This window comes from Staphylococcus sp. AC872, assembly GCF_979255425.1.
In genome coordinates this window covers 60,935-75,945 of the sequence record NZ_CEEDKW010000005.1, presented here as the reverse complement: position 1 = coordinate 75,945, position 15,011 = coordinate 60,935, and the positions used below count along the sequence as shown (strand labels likewise).

Annotated in this window: 12 protein-coding genes; 11 read left to right on the top strand and 1 reads right to left on the bottom strand. The window is 31.3% G+C overall.

All coding sequences use genetic code 11. The features are described from left to right. The first annotated feature begins 2 nt into the window (after positions 1–2). Together ACZ267_RS09095 and holA are read left to right on the top strand one after the other, a co-directional pair. A complete protein-coding gene (locus ACZ267_RS09095; RefSeq protein ID WP_002465673.1) occupies positions 3–2,189 on the top strand; it encodes a DNA internalization-related competence protein ComEC/Rec2 in 2,187 nt (728 codons plus the stop codon). A gap of 70 nt (positions 2,190–2,259) precedes the next feature. Beyond that, positions 2,260–3,234, top strand: coding sequence for a DNA polymerase III subunit delta (holA, locus tag ACZ267_RS09090; protein ID WP_002465668.1), 975 nt, complete (start codon positions 2,260–2,262; stop codon positions 3,232–3,234). Positions 3,235–3,306: 72 nt separating this feature from the next. Here the strand turns inward: holA and rpsT are convergent, their stop codons facing one another. Further along, positions 3,307–3,558 (bottom strand): 30S ribosomal protein S20, encoded by a 252-nt coding sequence (gene rpsT / locus ACZ267_RS09085; protein WP_002451849.1) that lies wholly within the window; start codon positions 3,556–3,558, stop codon positions 3,307–3,309. 332 nt (positions 3,559–3,890) lie between these two features. On the opposite strand from rpsT, the gene lepA reads away from it, so the two are divergent. From lepA to mtaB, 9 genes are all read left to right on the top strand, one after another. Beyond that, complete coding sequence (gene lepA, locus ACZ267_RS09080; RefSeq protein ID WP_079449023.1) at positions 3,891–5,714, top strand: translation elongation factor 4; 1,824 nt, start codon at positions 3,891–3,893, stop codon at positions 5,712–5,714. Between the two features lie 151 nt (positions 5,715–5,865). Continuing rightward, on the top strand, positions 5,866–6,999 hold the full coding sequence (gene hemW / locus ACZ267_RS09075) for a radical SAM family heme chaperone HemW (protein WP_002465684.1): 1,134 nt from the start codon (positions 5,866–5,868) through the stop codon (positions 6,997–6,999). A 101-nt stretch (positions 7,000–7,100) separates the two neighbouring features. After that, on the top strand, positions 7,101–8,078 hold the full coding sequence (hrcA, locus tag ACZ267_RS09070) for a heat-inducible transcriptional repressor HrcA (protein ID WP_002465661.1): 978 nt from the start codon (positions 7,101–7,103) through the stop codon (positions 8,076–8,078). Positions 8,079–8,108: 30 nt separating this feature from the next. Then, positions 8,109–8,750 (top strand): nucleotide exchange factor GrpE, encoded by a 642-nt coding sequence (grpE, locus tag ACZ267_RS09065; protein WP_015364954.1) that lies wholly within the window; start codon positions 8,109–8,111, stop codon positions 8,748–8,750. Between the two features lie 55 nt (positions 8,751–8,805). After that, a complete protein-coding gene (gene dnaK, locus ACZ267_RS09060; protein WP_079449022.1) occupies positions 8,806–10,641 on the top strand; it encodes a molecular chaperone DnaK in 1,836 nt (611 codons plus the stop codon). Positions 10,642–10,781: 140 nt separating this feature from the next. Beyond that, complete coding sequence (gene dnaJ, locus ACZ267_RS09055; RefSeq protein ID WP_079449021.1) at positions 10,782–11,918, top strand: molecular chaperone DnaJ; 1,137 nt, start codon at positions 10,782–10,784, stop codon at positions 11,916–11,918. A 5-nt stretch (positions 11,919–11,923) separates the two neighbouring features. Next, positions 11,924–12,862 (top strand): 50S ribosomal protein L11 methyltransferase, encoded by a 939-nt coding sequence (gene prmA / locus ACZ267_RS09050; RefSeq protein ID WP_047210847.1) that lies wholly within the window; start codon positions 11,924–11,926, stop codon positions 12,860–12,862. Position 12,863: 1 nt separating this feature from the next. Next, on the top strand, positions 12,864–13,616 hold the full coding sequence (locus ACZ267_RS09045) for a 16S rRNA (uracil(1498)-N(3))-methyltransferase (RefSeq protein WP_002465678.1): 753 nt from the start codon (positions 12,864–12,866) through the stop codon (positions 13,614–13,616). A gap of 5 nt (positions 13,617–13,621) precedes the next feature. Continuing rightward, entirely contained in the window at positions 13,622–14,968 is a 1,347-nt protein-coding gene (gene mtaB / locus ACZ267_RS09040; RefSeq protein ID WP_002465658.1) for a tRNA (N(6)-L-threonylcarbamoyladenosine(37)-C(2))-methylthiotransferase MtaB, read from the top strand. Positions 14,969–15,011 lie beyond the last annotated feature (43 nt).

Genomic DNA, 15,011 nt, shown 5'->3' with positions numbered 1-15,011 from the left:
CATTGTTTTATATTGCATTATCTTTTTTAGTAGGGATTCTATGGTTATCTAACCGTGTATTCTCTACTTTTATATTATGTTGTCTTTTATTTATACTAATGCGTAAGAAATTATTGAAAAGATATGTTTTAGCCGTATTTATCTTCATTTTAATAAGTTTGGTCACATTAAACACTTCTAATGATAAAAAGTATCAAGAAGAACAATATCTATATAAAAATAGAATCATAATCGATAATGTGTCTATTATTAAGTGGAATAAAAAATTGGTGTCATATAGGGGGATTCTTAGCTGGAAGGGAAACAAATATAAGTATATATATAAAACCAAAGATATAAATAAACCCATAAATATCGAAAATCAAACCTGTTTGATAAAAGGTGAATTCTCTTTAAACAATACTTCTCAACCATTTATATTTATTAGCCAAGTCGATTTAAGCAGTTGTCAATCCAACAAGACTCTTTCTTTTATAACTAATTATCAAAGTTATATTCATAATCAAATGCAAAAGTCTCATAATATTTATTATGATCGAATATTAGCCTTAATATCCGGAGATACTAGTGTATTAAATCCAATGTTTATAGAAGATGTAAAAGAAATAGGTATTTATCATTTACTTGCAGTAAGTGGTTCACATGTAGCTGCAATAATATATTTGATATATCAGATATTTGTTAGATTCAATACGCCCATTATTATCATTAAGTCAGTACTTCTTATACTTTTACCTCTTTATGCTTTATATACCGATTTTGCCCCTAGTGCGGTTAGAGCTATTTTAGCTGCTATCATTTTACTTTTACTTCCTAAATCTTTAAAAATAAATCCACTTGAATTGTTGTCTATCGTTTTTATTTTAATGTTTTTTATTAATCCACAAATAGTCTATGATATTGGTTTTCAATTTTCATTCCTCATTTCACTATTTCTAGTGATATCCTCACCTTTATTAAAACAATTATCCGGATTAAAACTAATAATTGAAGTTACATTTATTGCACAACTTGGTGCCTTACTCATTAGCATCTATCATTTTAATCAAATACAATGGATTGGTTTAATTTCTAATTTAGTTTTTGTACCTTTTTATAGTTTCTTTATATTTCCATTAGCTATTCTGTTTTATATTCTTTCTCATTTTACTATTCATTTAAGTATTTTAAATGCTATTATTAGCGTTATTTTTAAATTACATGATTGTTTAGTATCTATATTTTTAAAGTTAAAGTATCTAAGAATTTTTGTACCAGACCTTAGTACAATTAGCTTAATTTTTATTATGATATTCACATTTCTATCTTTGTTTTTATTTGTTAAAAAGCATTTTATTAAAGCTACGCTTATTATATGTATGGGTATTTTTCTTATCATATATTACTCTAGTAGTACTGAAGGGCAATTAACTATGTTAGATGTCGGACAAGGAGACAGTATATTATTTCAAACTGATAGTAAACAAAATATTATGATTGATACTGGAGGGAAACGATCGGAAAATCATAAGCAACCTAACTTTAATATTTCGAAGTACAAAACAATTCCGAGTTTAAAATCAAAAGGTATTTCTAAAATAGATTATCTTATTATTTCTCATCCTCATCTCGACCATATGGGGGAATTACCCTATTTAGCATCTCATATTAATATTAAGAACATCATTTTATTTAAAGATAGTTTTTCTAGATCAGAATTATATAATATAGAGAAAATCAGTAATACCAATCATATAAATGTATTAGACGCTAATCGATTACATACACTAAATTTAAAAGATACAACACTTCGATTTTTGGATACATATATAAAAGATAGTGATGATAAAAATGAGCAGTCCATTGTTATCCTTTTATCATATAAACATAAAAATATATTGTTAACAGGTGATATGACTATTCAAAACGAAACGTTACTTCTACAACGTTATCAATTACCTAAAATTGATATTTTAAAAGTAGCACACCATGGTAGTAAAACGAGTAGTTCTTCGAATTTAATTGAGTTGATCAAGCCAGAAATCAGTCTCATATCGAGCGGTAGAGGTAATAAATATCAATTACCTAATCAAGAAGTGATTCAAAGACTATACGAAAATGGTAGTAAAGTATATGATACTCAAATAAATGGAGAGATAACCGTTAAGCTAAATTCAGATTTAAATATTACTACGAATCAAACTAATTAAATGACTAGTGATTGATGCTTGTATCATGATATAATTTTATAATGTGAACTAATTTGAAAGGGTGTAATATATGTCTGATAATATCATTACGGTATATGGAGAAGTGCCAGACCTAGTAGAGAAAAAAAGTTCTGAAATGATCAATAAATACTTACAGACAGAGAAAGACGACTTTAATTTTATAAAGTTTAATTTATACGAAACAGAAATTACACCAATCATTGAAGAAACTTTGACTATGCCGTTTTTTTCAGACAAAAAGGCTATTTTAGTTAAGAATGCATACGTATTTACTGGAGAAAAAGTAACTAAGGAATTAAATCAAAATACTGACCAATTAATAGAATTCCTAGAGAAATATGATGGTGATAACCTTATAATATTTGAAGTTTACCAAAATAAATTAGATGAGCGAAAGAAACTAACTAAAGCACTTAAAAAAAATGGTCAACTTAAAAAAGTAGAGCAAATGTCTGAAGAAGAAATAAAAAAATGGATACAGTCTAAACTGAATGAGAATTATAAAGATATTAAACAAGATGCACTTAATTTGTTTATAGAATTAACAGGAGTTAATTTTAATATTGTTTCTCAAGAACTAGATAAACTCATGCTATTTTTAGGTGATAGACCTACAATCAATAAAGATGATGTTCATCAAATTATTAATCGAAGTTTGGAACAAAATGTGTTTTTATTAACTGAATATATTCAAAAGCGTCAAAAAAACAAAGCGATTCAATTAGTTAAAGATTTAATAAATATGAAGGAAGAACCAATTAAATTACTTGCTCTTATTACAAGTAATTATAGGTTGTATTATCAATGCAAGATTTTAAATCAAAAAGGTTATAGCGGGCAACAAATTGCTAAAACAGTCAATGTTCATCCTTATAGGGTTAAATTGGCATTAGGTCAGGTCCGTCATTATCAATTGGAAGACTTATTGAATATCATTAATTCTTGTGCTGAAACCGATTATAAATTGAAATCTTCATATATGGATAAACACCTTATATTAGAATTGTTTATTTTATCATTATAACTATGAGTTTAAATACCTATACACAAATAAAAGCTAGTTCAACCAAATAGGTGAACTAGCTTTTATTGATTATTATTTGTTAGCGCTCATCAATTGTGATTTTACGCGGTCAGCTTTGTTTGAGTGGATTAAGTTGCTTTGAGCAGCTTTATCTAATTGCTTAATTGCAAAGCTTACTAATTCATTTTTGTTATCGGCATTTGTCTCAATAGCTGATTTCGCACGTTTAACTGCTGTACGCATAGTATTTTTCTTAGAAATATTACGCTCTTCAGCTGTTTGAGTTGTTTTAACACGTTTAACTGCAGATTTAATGTTTGGCATTACTGTCACCTCCTAAAAGTGAACTAACTTATCAAATTTAATTATATTTGATTACAACAAGAAATATTTTATCAAATGTACTACCTTTGTGCAATCATTTATTTAATGCGTATCTTAATGAATGAATATCACATTATAGTATTGGAATTAAGTTCGTAACACTTTATAATAAAGTATGCATTAATAATACTTAAACCAATATAAGTATTAGTTTATCAAAGTAATTGATTTATTTAAACGTTTAATTAGAAGTTTGCAATTGCAATTTAAAAACGTTATCATATCAAAGATATACAAATACGGGTTACTAATATGAAAGTGAGAAGGATACAATGGATAAGCAAGAACATTTTAATAGAAGAGAGAAAATTAGAAATTTCTCCATTATTGCTCATATAGACCACGGTAAATCTACTCTAGCAGATAGAATCCTTGAAAATACAAAATCAGTTGAAACAAGAGATATGCAAGATCAATTGTTAGATTCAATGGATTTAGAAAGAGAACGTGGTATTACAATTAAATTAAATGCTGTACGTTTAAAATACGAAGCTAAAGATGGAGAAACATACACATTCCACTTAATTGATACACCAGGGCACGTCGATTTTACATATGAAGTATCTCGTTCATTAGCAGCATGTGAAGGAGCTATTTTAGTTGTAGATGCCGCTCAAGGTATAGAAGCACAAACTTTAGCTAACGTTTATTTAGCTTTAGATAATAATTTAGAACTATTACCTGTAGTTAATAAAATTGACCTACCAGCAGCTGAACCTGATAGAGTTAAACAAGAGTTAGAAGATGTGATTGGTTTAGATCAAGACGATGTCGTTCTAGCTAGTGCCAAATCTAATATCGGTATAGAAGAAATTCTAGAAAAGATTGTTGAGGTTGTACCAGCACCCGATGGTGATCCAGATGCACCATTGAAAGCTTTAATTTTTGACTCTGAATATGATCCTTATAGAGGTGTAATTTCATCTATTCGTGTTATAGATGGGGTAGTCAAAGCAGGGGACAAGATTAAAATGATGGCTACCGGTAAAGAATTCGAAGTTACTGAGGTTGGAATTAATACACCTAAGCAATTACCAGTCGACGAATTAACTGTTGGTGATGTTGGCTATATTATTGCTAGTATTAAAAATGTTGATGATTCGCGTGTTGGTGATACGATTACACTTGCAAACCGACCTGCTGAACAACCATTACAAGGGTATAAGAAAATGAATCCAATGGTTTATTGTGGACTCTTCCCAATTGATAATAAAAATTATAATGATTTGCGTGAAGCACTTGAAAAACTACAATTAAACGATGCTTCATTAGAATTCGAACCTGAGTCATCTCAAGCACTTGGATTTGGCTATAGAACTGGATTTTTAGGTATGTTACACATGGAAATCATTCAAGAAAGAATCGAACGAGAATTTGGAATTGAATTGATTGCGACAGCACCATCTGTAATTTACCAATGTATCTTAAAAGATGGTTCAGAAGTTACAGTTGATAACCCTGCGCAAATGCCTGAACGTGATAGAATTGAAAAGATATACGAACCATACGTTCGTGCAACTATGATGGTGCCGAATGATTATGTTGGTGCAGTTATGGAACTATGTCAACGTAAGCGTGGACAATTCGTTAATATGGATTATTTAGATGACATTCGAGTTAACATTGTTTATGAAATTCCATTATCTGAAGTAGTATTTGATTTCTTTGATCAACTTAAATCCAATACAAAAGGATATGCTTCGTTTGACTATGAATTCATTGAAAATAAAGAAAGTGACCTAGTTAAAATGGACATATTGCTTAATGGTGAAAAAGTTGATGCATTAAGCTTTATCGTGCATAAAGAATTTGCTTACGATAGAGGAAAAGCATTAGTTGAAAAACTAAAAACATTAATTCCAAGACAGCAATTTGAAGTTCCAGTACAAGCAGCGATTGGTCAAAAAATTGTTGCACGAACAAACATTAAATCCATGGGTAAAAATGTACTTTCTAAATGTTACGGCGGAGACATTAGCCGTAAACGTAAATTATTAGAAAAACAAAAAGCCGGTAAAGCTAAAATGAAAGCTGTTGGTAACGTGGAAATTCCGCAAGATGCATTCCTTGCAGTACTAAAAATGGACGAAGAATAATCTTGAAATTGTAAACACTTATTTAAATTTGTGTTAGATATAAAAAGCTAAGTATTTGAACTGAGGTGGGAAAAGAATGATGTTTCTGAAACTAATTCTATCCCGCCTCTAATTTTTTATAATTTTAAACCATAATTTTGGAGGAGTTAAAGTGACAATACAAAGCGCATATATTCATATACCTTTTTGCGTTCGCATATGTACTTACTGTGACTTCAACAAGTATTTTATCGATAAGCAACCAGTTGATGAATATTTAGATGCATTAATTTTAGAGATGGAACGACGTACCCAAAATGCTAATACGAAATTAAAAACAATGTATGTAGGTGGAGGTACTCCAACAGCTCTCAATATAGACCAATTAAATAAATTCTTATCAGCAATTAATAGAATTTTCACTATTGAAGGTGAATTTAGTTTTGAAGCGAACCCTGATGAATTAACATTCGAAAAAGTAAAATTACTTAAAGCATTTGGTGTGAATCGAGTATCTATGGGAGTACAAACATTTAAACCTGAATTGTTAGAAATTCTTGGAAGAACACACAAAACAGAAGATATCTATGATGCTGTAAGAAATGCTAGAGATGCCGGGATCGAATCTATTAGTTTGGACTTAATGTATCATTTACCTCAACAAACCTTAGAGGATTTTGAAAAAAGTTTGAATTTAGCTATGAAAATGGATATTGATCATATCTCAAGTTATGGATTAATTCTAGAGCCCAAAACTCAATTTTATAACATGTATAGAAAAGGTCATTTAAAATTGCCTAATGAAGATTTAGGCGCAGAAATGTATCAGACTTTAATGCATAAAATTGAAGACTCAAAATTCCATCAATACGAAATTTCAAATTTTGCTATAGAAGGTCATGAGTCAGAGCATAATAAGGTATATTGGTTAAATGAAGAATACTATGGTTTCGGAGCAGGAGCGAGTGGTTATACAAATGGCGTACGTTATACAAATGTAAATCCTGTCAATCACTATATAAAAGCTATTGCTAATCAAGAAGAACCCATATTAACAGAGACACGTCCAACTACAAACGAACAAATGGAAGAAGAAATGTTTCTAGGATTAAGGTTAAATTGCGGTGTTAACAAAAATAAATTCAATGAAAAATTTAATACAACGATCGACCGAATATTTGGTCAAACTATTATTGAGTTAAAAAATAGAAAGTTAATTGAAGAAACTCAAGATTATATTTATCTAACCGAAAGAGGAAAAGTCATTGGTAATGAGGTTTTTGAAGCATTTTTATTAAATAGTTAAAATAAATTTAAAATTCTAGAGCTTTAACATTGACTTACTTTGACCAATTTGATAAATTATAATTAGCACTTGAGAGAAAAGAGTGCTAATGAGGTGAAAACATGATAACAGATAGACAATTAAGCATTTTAAATGCAATTGTTGAAGATTATGTTGATTATGGACAACCCATTGGTTCTAAAACACTGATCGATCGTCACAATTTAAATGTAAGTCCTGCGACGATACGTAACGAAATGAAACAACTTGAGGATATGAATTTCATTGAGAAAGTCCATACTTCCTCGGGACGTTCACCATCTGAATTAGGTTTTAGATATTATGTTAATCAATTATTAGAACAAACATCTCATCAAAATTCAAACAAAATTCAACGTTTAAATCAATTAATGGTTGAGAATCATTATGATACATCATCTGCTTTGTCTTACTTCGCAAATGAATTATCAATGATGTCTCAATATGCAACGTTGGTTGTTCGTCCTAATCATAATCAAGATATTATAAATAATATTCATTTGATTCGTGCTAATACACATTTAGTGATTATGGTTATCGTATTTTCATCAGGTCATGTTGAAAATGTGCATCTAACATCCGAACTACCTTTAACCAATGATGAATTAAATAAAATATCAAACTTCTTGTCACAACAATATGATGAGTTAGTTAAAGGTCAGATTGAAGAGATAGATAGATTTGCACAAGATCAAAATGAAGCTCATTTTATTAAACAACTAATTAAAATGATGAATTTACACATTTCCAATCAAAGTAATAGCATTTACATGGGTGGAAAGGTTAAACTGATTGATGCATTGAATGAATCAAATGTATCTTCAATTCAACCCATCCTGCAATATATCGAATCAAATCGAATTGTAGAGCTATTAGATGATATATCTACATCTCATATCAATGTAAAAATTGGTAAAGAGATAGATGAAAATTTAAGCGATATATCCATCGTAACAACTCAGTATCACTTTGATGAGAAACTCAAAGGTCAAATTGCGGTTATTGGACCAACTGCGATGCATTATCAAAATGTGATTCAATTACTCAACCAAATTTGGTAATGTAATTAGAATTGTATTGGAGGGCACAAAATGACAGAAAAAGACGAATCAGTGAAACAAAATGCTGAATCACAAACAGAAGAAACAACAGAAAACAACTCTGAAGAAGCATCTAATTCAGTAGAAAACACTGAATCTAATAATTCGCAAGATGTTGAAACAAATGAAGAAGCGACAAATAAGGATGCTTCAAATGAAGATGATGAAAATGTAGATCCAAAAGATCAAGAAATTGAACGTTTGCAACAATTAGCAAATGATAATGAAGAAAAATATTTAAGATTATATGCAGAATTCGAAAATTATAAACGTCGAATTCAAAATGAAAACAAAATCAATAAAACCTATCAAGCTCAAGGCGTCTTAACTGACATATTACCAACAATTGATAATATTGAACGCGCACTTCAAATTGAAGGAGATAATGATTCATTTAAATCACTTCAAAAAGGTGTTCAAATGGTACATGAAAGCCTATTAAGAGCTCTGAAAGATAATGGTCTTGAAGAAATTGAATCTGAAGGTCAATCTTTTGATCCAAATGTACATCAAGCTGTAGTTCAAGATGATAATCCTGAATATGAATCAGGTGTTATCACACAAGAATTACAAAAAGGGTACAAATTAAAAGATAGAGTATTAAGACCATCAATGGTTAAAGTAAACCAATAAAAATTGGCGAAAAAACATTGAACAAAATGATTAATCAAAATGGAGGAATTTTATTATGAGTAAAGTAATCGGTATAGACTTAGGAACAACAAACTCTTGTGTATCAGTATTAGAAGGAGACGAACCAAAAGTAATTCAAAACCCTGAGGGTGCACGTACTACTCCATCAGTAGTTGCATTTAAAAATGGCGAAACTCAAGTTGGTGAAGTAGCTAAAAGACAAGCAATCACTAACCCAAATACTGTACAGTCAATCAAACGTCATATGGGTACAGATTATAAAGTAGATATTGAAGGTAAATCATATACACCTCAAGAAATTTCAGCAATGATTTTACAAAACTTAAAAAATACTGCTGAAAGTTATTTAGGCGATAAAGTTGAAAAAGCTGTAATTACAGTTCCAGCTTACTTCAATGATGCTGAACGTCAAGCAACTAAAGATGCTGGTAAAATTGCTGGATTAGAAGTAGAACGTATCATTAACGAACCTACTGCAGCAGCATTAGCATATGGTTTAGATAAAACTGAACAAGATCAAAAAGTATTAGTATTTGACTTAGGTGGCGGTACTTTCGACGTTTCAATCCTAGAATTAGGTGACGGTGTATTCGAAGTACTTTCTACAGCAGGTGATAATAAACTAGGTGGGGATGACTTTGACCAAGTTATTATCGACTACTTAGTTTCTGAATTCAAAAAAGAAAACGGTGTAGATTTATCACAAGATAAAATGGCATTACAACGTCTTAAAGATGCAGCAGAAAAAGCTAAAAAAGACTTATCAGGCGTATCTCAAACACAAATTTCATTACCATTCATCTCTGCAGGAGAAAGTGGTCCATTACACTTAGAAATCAACTTAACTCGTTCAAAATTTGAAGAATTAGCAGATTCATTAATTAAACGTACAATGGAACCAACTCGTCAAGCTATGAAAGATGCTGGATTATCAAATTCTGATATCGATGAAGTAATCTTAGTTGGTGGTTCAACACGTATTCCAGCAGTTCAAGATGCAGTTAAAAAAGAAATTGGTAAAGATCCACATAAAGGTGTTAACCCAGACGAAGTTGTTGCAATGGGTGCAGCAATTCAAGGTGGCGTAATCACTGGCGATGTTAAAGACGTAGTATTATTAGACGTAACGCCATTATCATTAGGTATTGAAATTATGGGTGGTCGTATGAATACGTTAATTGAACGTAATACAACAATCCCAACTTCAAAATCACAAGTATATTCTACAGCGGCTGATAATCAACCAGCAGTAGATATCCACGTATTACAAGGTGAACGTCCAATGGCGTCAGACAATAAAACACTTGGTAGATTCCAATTAACTGATATTCCACCAGCACCACGTGGTGTACCTCAAATCGAAGTGACTTTCGATATCGATAAAAACGGTATTGTTAACGTAACTGCTAAAGACTTAGGTACTAATAAAGAACAAAATATTACAATCCAATCAAGTTCTTCATTATCAGATGATGAAATCGATCGTATGGTTAAAGACGCAGAAGAAAATGCTGAAACAGATAAAAAACGTCGTGAAGAAGTAGACTTAAGAAACGAAGCAGATAGCTTAGTATTCCAAGTAGAAAAAACAATCAATGATTTAGGTGAAAATATCGGTGAAGATGATAAGAAAAATGCTGAAGATAAAAAAGATGCATTAAAATCAGCACTTGAAGGTGAAGATATCGACGATATTAAAGCTAAAAAAGAAGAGCTTGAAAAAGTTGTTCAAGATTTATCAGCTAAAGTATATCAACAGGCTCAACAAGCACAACAACAAGCTCAAGGTGCAGCTGGTGAACAAAACCAAGATAGCACTGTTGAAGATGCAGAATTTAAAGAAGTTAAAGATGACGAAGATAAAAAATAATATCTAATTCAATTGAATTAACTTCTTGCAAAGCTATTAAAAAAGTCAAAGTCAATTGCACATTGGCTTTGGCTTTTTATTTGGATAGTTAATATGAATTAGTTAAACTAATCTTGTTAGTATAAAAAGGAGAGGTTACTGTGGCCAAAAGAGATTATTATGAGGTCTTAGGAGTAAGTAAAGGTGCTTCTAAAGACGAAATTAAAAAAGCTTACAGAAAATTATCGAAAAAATATCATCCCGACATCAATAAAGAAGAAGGCGCAGATGAAAAATTTAAAGAAATATCTGAAGCATATGAAGTGTTAAGTGATGATAATAAAAGAGCAAATTATGATCAATTCGGACATGCTGGCGCTCAAGGTGGTTTCGGTAGTCAAGGCTTTGGCGGAGGCGACTTTGGCGGATTTAGTGGAGGTGGCTTCGAAGATATTTTCAGTTCATTCTTCGGCGGTGCCTCAAGACAACGTGATCCTAATGCACCACGTAAAGGTGATGACCTACAATATACGATGACTATCACATTTGACGAAGCAGTATTCGGTGGTAAAAAAGAAATTTCAATTCGCAAAGATGTCACTTGTCATACATGTGATGGTGAAGGTGCAAAACCTGGAACTAATAAGAAAACATGTAGTTATTGTAACGGAGCAGGATCAGTTTCAGTAGAACAAAATACGATTCTAGGTAGAGTTAGAACAGAACAAGTTTGTCCTAAATGTGAAGGTAGCGGTCAAGAGTTTGAAGAACCATGTCCAACATGTCATGGTAAAGGAACTGAAAATAAAACAGTCAAATTAGAAGTCACTATCCCTGAAGGTGTTGATAATGAACAACAAATACGTCTTGCTGGAGAAGGTTCTCCAGGTGTTAACGGTGGTCCTAGTGGCGACTTATATGTTGTTTTCAGAGTTAAACCTTCTGAAGTATTCAAACGTGATGGCGATGATATTTATTATGATTTAAATATTAGTTTCCCTCAAGCCGCATTAGGTGATGAAGTTAAAATCCCTACTTTAAATAGTAATGTCGTATTAACAATTCCTGCAGGTACACAAACTAGAAAACAATTCCGCCTAAAAGATAAAGGTATTAAAAATGTACACGGATATGGACATGGTGACTTATTTGTTAATATTAAGGTGCTAACACCAACTAAAATGACGGAACGTCAAAAAGAATTAATGAAAGAATTTGCAGATATAAATGGTGAAGAATTAACTGAGCAACCATCTAATTTTAAAGATAAAGCAAAAAGATTCTTTAAAGGAGAATAAAAATAATGAATTGGACGGAACTATCAATCGTAGTAAACCATGATGTTGAATATTTGGTTACAGATATACTAGAAAATTATGGATCAAATGGAGTAGTTATAGAAGATTCCAATGACTTAATCAATCCACCAGAAGATAAATTTGGCGAGATTTACGAATTAAATAGCGAAGATTATCCATCAGAAGGTGTTAGATTAAAAGCTTACTTTAATGAAATGACCTTTGATGATACAATGCTATCTAATATAGAGAAGGACATTTTATCGCTACAAGATATCGATCAGAACATTTTAAATATTTCACATCAAACAATTGCAGAAGCAGATTGGGAAAATGAATGGAAAAATTATTTTCATCCTTTCAGAGCATCTGAAACATTTACGATTGTTCCTAGTTGGGAAACCTATACTAAAGAATCAGCAAATGAACTTTGTATAGAATTAGACCCTGGAATGGCTTTTGGTACTGGAGATCATCCCACAACAAGTATGTGTTTAAAAGCAATTGAGCACTTTGTAGAGCCTCAACATTCTGTAATCGATGTAGGTACTGGGTCAGGTATTTTAAGTATTGCAAGTCACTTGATTAGTGTTAAAAGAATTAAAGCTTTAGATATCGATGAGATGGCAGTCAATGTAGCCAAAGAGAATTTCGAAAAGAATCATTGTTTAAACGCGATCGAAGCAGTTCCTGGCAATTTGTTAAAAGATGAAAAAGAACATTTTGATATAGTTATTGCAAATATTTTAGCTCATATTATTGATGAAATGATAGAAGACGCTTATAATACAGTCAATGAAGATGGTTATTTTATAACTTCCGGTATTATTGAAGAAAAATACGAAGATATTGAATCACATATGAAGCGTGTAGGTTTTAAAATTATTTCAGTTCAACATGACAACGGTTGGGTTTGTATCGTTGGTCAGAAAGTGAGTGACTAATTTGCAAAGATATTTTATCAATCAAAACGCTGATGAAAGTCAGCGTTTTTTTATTACAAATAAAGAAGATATACATCATATTAAGAATGTGATGAGACATAGTGAAGGCCAACTGATAGTCATCACATTTAATGATCAAAATGTCTATACATGTAAAATCATCCATTTAGCAGATCAAGAAGTAGAAGTTGAATTAATAGAAAAGCAAGATATTGATACTGAGTTACCGCAGCATATTACGATATGCAGTGGGTTAATTAAAGCAGATAAATACGAATGGATGATTCAAAAGGCAACTGAACTAGGTGCTAGTGGATTTATAGCTGTTGAAATGCAACGTTCTATAGTTAAATTAAATCATACAAAGGTGTCAAAAAAGCTTGAAAGATGGCAAAAAATTATAAAAGAAGCGGCTGAACAAAGTTATCGATTAACTATTCCACATATCAGTTATCTATCGAATTCAAAGTCAATTTGTGATATTATAAATCAGTATGATTATGTCCTTGTTGCTTATGAAGAAGAAGCTAAACATGGTGAAATCAGTCATTTTAAGCATATGTTAAAGCAATTTAAGCCACAAGATCGTGTATTACTTATATTTGGTCCTGAAGGCGGACTATCTGATGAAGAAGTGTCAATGTTAAAATCTCATTCACAGTTAGTTGGTTTAGGACCAAGAATTTTACGGGCAGAAACAGCGCCATTATATACATTAGGCGCATTAAGTTATGAAAAAGAATTAATGGGGTGAACAATATGTCCACAGTTGCGTTTCACACTTTAGGTTGTAAAGTTAACCACTATGAAACAGAAGCAATTTGGCAATTATTTAAGGAAGCAGATTACGAGCGAGTTGATTTTGAAACAAATGCAGATGTATTTGTTATCAATACTTGTACTGTAACTAATACTGGTGATAAAAAAAGTAGACAAATCATTAGAAGAGCAATCAGAAAAAATCCAGACGCTGTCGTTTGTGTTACTGGTTGCTATGCGCAAACATCTTCAGCAGAAATTATGGAGATTCCTGGCGTAGATGTCGTAGTAGGAACACAAGATAGACATAAATTACTAGATTATATAGATGAGTTCCAAAAAGAACGTCAACCAATTAATGGTGTAGGTAACATCATGAAAAACCGTAAATATGAAGAATTAGATGTACCATACTTCACAGATAGAACAAGAGCATCCTTAAAAATACAAGAAGGTTGTAATAATTTCTGTACATTCTGTATTATTCCATGGGCACGTGGTTTAATGAGATCAAGAGATCCTGAAAAAGTTGTAGAACAAGCTACAACATTAGTTAACGCGGGTTATAAAGAAATTGTTTTAACTGGTATCCATACAGGTGGATATGGTCAAGATCTTAAGAATTACAACTTAGCACAATTATTAAGAGATTTAGATCAAGTGGATGGTTTAGAACGTATTCGTATTTCTTCTATTGAAGCAAGTCAACTGACTGATGAAGTCATTGATGTCTTAGAACGTTCAAACAAAATCGTAAGACATTTACATGTACCGTTGCAATCTGGTTCTGATACGGTTCTTAAACGTATGAGACGTAAATACACTATGGAACATTTCTCTGAAAGAATTACTAAACTACATGAAGCATTACCAGATGTTGCAATAACGAGTGATGTTATCGTAGGTTTCCCTGGTGAAACTGAAGAAGAATTTCAAGAAACGTATGACTTTATTGTTAAACATAAATTTTCTGAATTACACGTTTTCCCATATTCATCTAGAATTGGAACACCAGCAGCAAGAATGGACGATCAAATTGATGAAGAAATCAAAAATGAACGTGTTCACAAATTAATTGCATTAAGTGATCAACTTGCAAAAGAGTATGCTTCAAAATTTGAAGACGAAGTACTAGAAGTTATTCCTGAAGAAAAAGGCGAAAAACCAAATACATTAGTAGGATATGCTGATAATTACATGAAAGTAGAATTTGAAGGTTCTGAAGATTTAATTGGTCAAATTATTAAAGTAAAAATTCAAAAAGCTGATTATCCTTTAAACTACGGGAAAGCTATCCGTATCGTAGAACATGCAACAAATAAATCAGAACATGAAGTACTAGTTTAATTATTTTAAAAATATAAATTTTAGTAATTGACCGGATATTGGA

Bases quoted from the DNA above. Each gene is read 5' to 3' on its own strand.
- holA (WP_002465668.1), top strand. From the start codon at position 2,260: ATGTCTGATAATATCATTACGGTATATGGAGAAGTGCCAGACCTAGTA.
- rpsT (WP_002451849.1), bottom strand. From the start codon at position 3,558: ATGCCAAACATTAAATCTGCAGTTAAACGTGTTAAAACAACTCAAACA.
- lepA (WP_079449023.1), top strand. From the start codon at position 3,891: ATGGATAAGCAAGAACATTTTAATAGAAGAGAGAAAATTAGAAATTTC.
- hrcA (WP_002465661.1), top strand. From the start codon at position 7,101: ATGATAACAGATAGACAATTAAGCATTTTAAATGCAATTGTTGAAGAT.
- grpE (WP_015364954.1), top strand. From the start codon at position 8,109: ATGACAGAAAAAGACGAATCAGTGAAACAAAATGCTGAATCACAAACA.
- dnaK (WP_079449022.1), top strand. From the start codon at position 8,806: ATGAGTAAAGTAATCGGTATAGACTTAGGAACAACAAACTCTTGTGTA.
- prmA (WP_047210847.1), top strand. From the start codon at position 11,924: ATGAATTGGACGGAACTATCAATCGTAGTAAACCATGATGTTGAATAT.
- mtaB (WP_002465658.1), top strand. From the start codon at position 13,622: ATGTCCACAGTTGCGTTTCACACTTTAGGTTGTAAAGTTAACCACTAT.